At 68.3% G+C, this 1,645-nt stretch carries 1 protein-coding gene and 1 pseudogene; both read right to left on the bottom strand.

Annotation, left to right across the window (positions count from 1 at the left end):
* Positions 1-40: 40 nt before the first annotated feature.
* Complete coding sequence (locus MED15_RS33275) at positions 41-370, bottom strand: hypothetical protein (RefSeq protein ID WP_146763041.1); 330 nt, start codon at positions 368-370, stop codon at positions 41-43.
* Positions 300-1,452, bottom strand: a pseudogene (locus MED15_RS24625) (IS110 family RNA-guided transposase). The gene MED15_RS33275 and the pseudogene MED15_RS24625 overlap by 71 nt, the downstream one beginning before the upstream one ends.
* Positions 1,453-1,645: the final 193 nt, after the last annotated feature.

Genomic DNA, 1,645 nt, shown 5'->3' on the forward strand with positions numbered 1-1,645 from the left:
GACACCGGGCTGCCGGCGAAGTGGACGCTCCTATTGTTCGTCAAGCTGTCATGGGTGGCTGACTGAGCCCGTAGAGCTCGTTGAGGTCGAGCAGGTGGTGGCCGAGCACTGAGGCTGTCCGGAGATTGAGCACGAGCGCCATGAACACGTTCGGGGTCCCGGACGCGATGAGGACGTGCTGATGGATGTCGTCGGGCATCTGCCAGACGTTCGTCACCTCCTCTCGGCTGAAGTCGTGGCCGGCGAAGTGGTCATGGGGGATGGCGTCGTAGTACGGCCAGAAGTCGAACGGAGGACGCTCATCGACGTCGACTGGTGTTGGCGGTGTCCCGATCGTGGCGGTGAACTCGTCTGCCGTCAGTAGTCGCACCGGGCCATGGTGCCTGCTCTGTCGGGCGAGGTGCGAGGTGGGTGAAGGCTTCGCGGGCGATGTAGCGCTTGAGGCATCGCATGATCTCCGTCTTGGTCTTGCCCTCTGCGGTTCGGCGGGTGACGTAGTCCTTGGTGGGCTGGTGGCAGCGCATGCGGACGAGGGTGATGCGCCAGAGGGCGCGGTTGGCTTCGCGGTCGCCGCCACGGTGTAGGCGGTGGCGGTCGGTCCGTCCGGAGCTGGCTGGGATGGGGGCGACGCCGCAGAGCCGGGCGAAAGCCCTTTCGGAGTGCAAGCGGTGGGGGGTTGTCGCCGGCGGTAACGAGCAGTTGCCCGGCGGTGTCGATACCGACGCCAGGCAGCGCGACCAGATAAGGGGCGGCGGCGGTTACGAGGGCGGCTAGGTGGCTGTCGAGGTCGTCGATCTCCGCCTGGAGGGCGAGCCAGCGACGGGCGAGGCTGCGCAGCGCGAGCTTGGTGGCGGTCGCCGGGTCAGACACCGTGCCGGGCCTGAGAGCGGCGCAGACGCGGATGCGCTTCTTGCCGGCCAGCCCGCGCACCAGTTGTCTCACGGGTTCGGGGGCCGAGACGATGAGCGATTCAACCTGGCCTCCGGCTTGAATCCGGGCCTTCATCGCTCCGCGGCGGGCGACGCGCAGAGCCCGGATCATCTCGACGTGTGCGTCGCGGGTCTTCGGGGTGCCGGTGGCGCGGCCGGATAGGACCGCCCGGGCGGCGGACTCGGCGTCGATGGTGTCAGTCTTGCCGATTCGGCGGCGGGTGGAGCGGTCCGGGCGGTCGACCTCGACCACGGTCAGGCCGTAGTCCGTCAGGAACCGCAGCAGCCCGGCGCCGTAACTGCCGCTGCCTTCCAAACCGACCTTCGCTACCGTGCCGAAGGACTCAGCCCATGTGGCGAGCTGCGCGTAGCCGCGCATCGTCGTCGGAAAGTTCCTGGTGGCCAACACTCGACCGGTTTGGTCCAACACCGCCGCGACGTGCACGTCCTTGTGCGTGTCGACGCCGACGGTCACGTCCTGGTCCTCGCTCACGCTGCCTCCTACCTGCTGCGTTGACGGCATGGCTCGACCACCGAGCACGAGGAGAACGCTGGACAGAACGGGGATGAGGGACGAACCCGAGCTCCTAATCAGGTCACCACGCCGGCCCGTGCAGGTGCCGAGAGAGGTGCCCCCGCCGACCGGGTCGACGGGTCCACATGAGGGCACGGAGCCAGTTCAAAGTCGGGTCAGGCCCGGCCGGCGGGCGCACCCC

The organism is Micromonospora noduli (genome assembly GCF_003264475.1).
Taxonomy (GTDB): Bacteria; Actinomycetota; Actinomycetes; order Mycobacteriales; family Micromonosporaceae; genus Micromonospora; species Micromonospora noduli.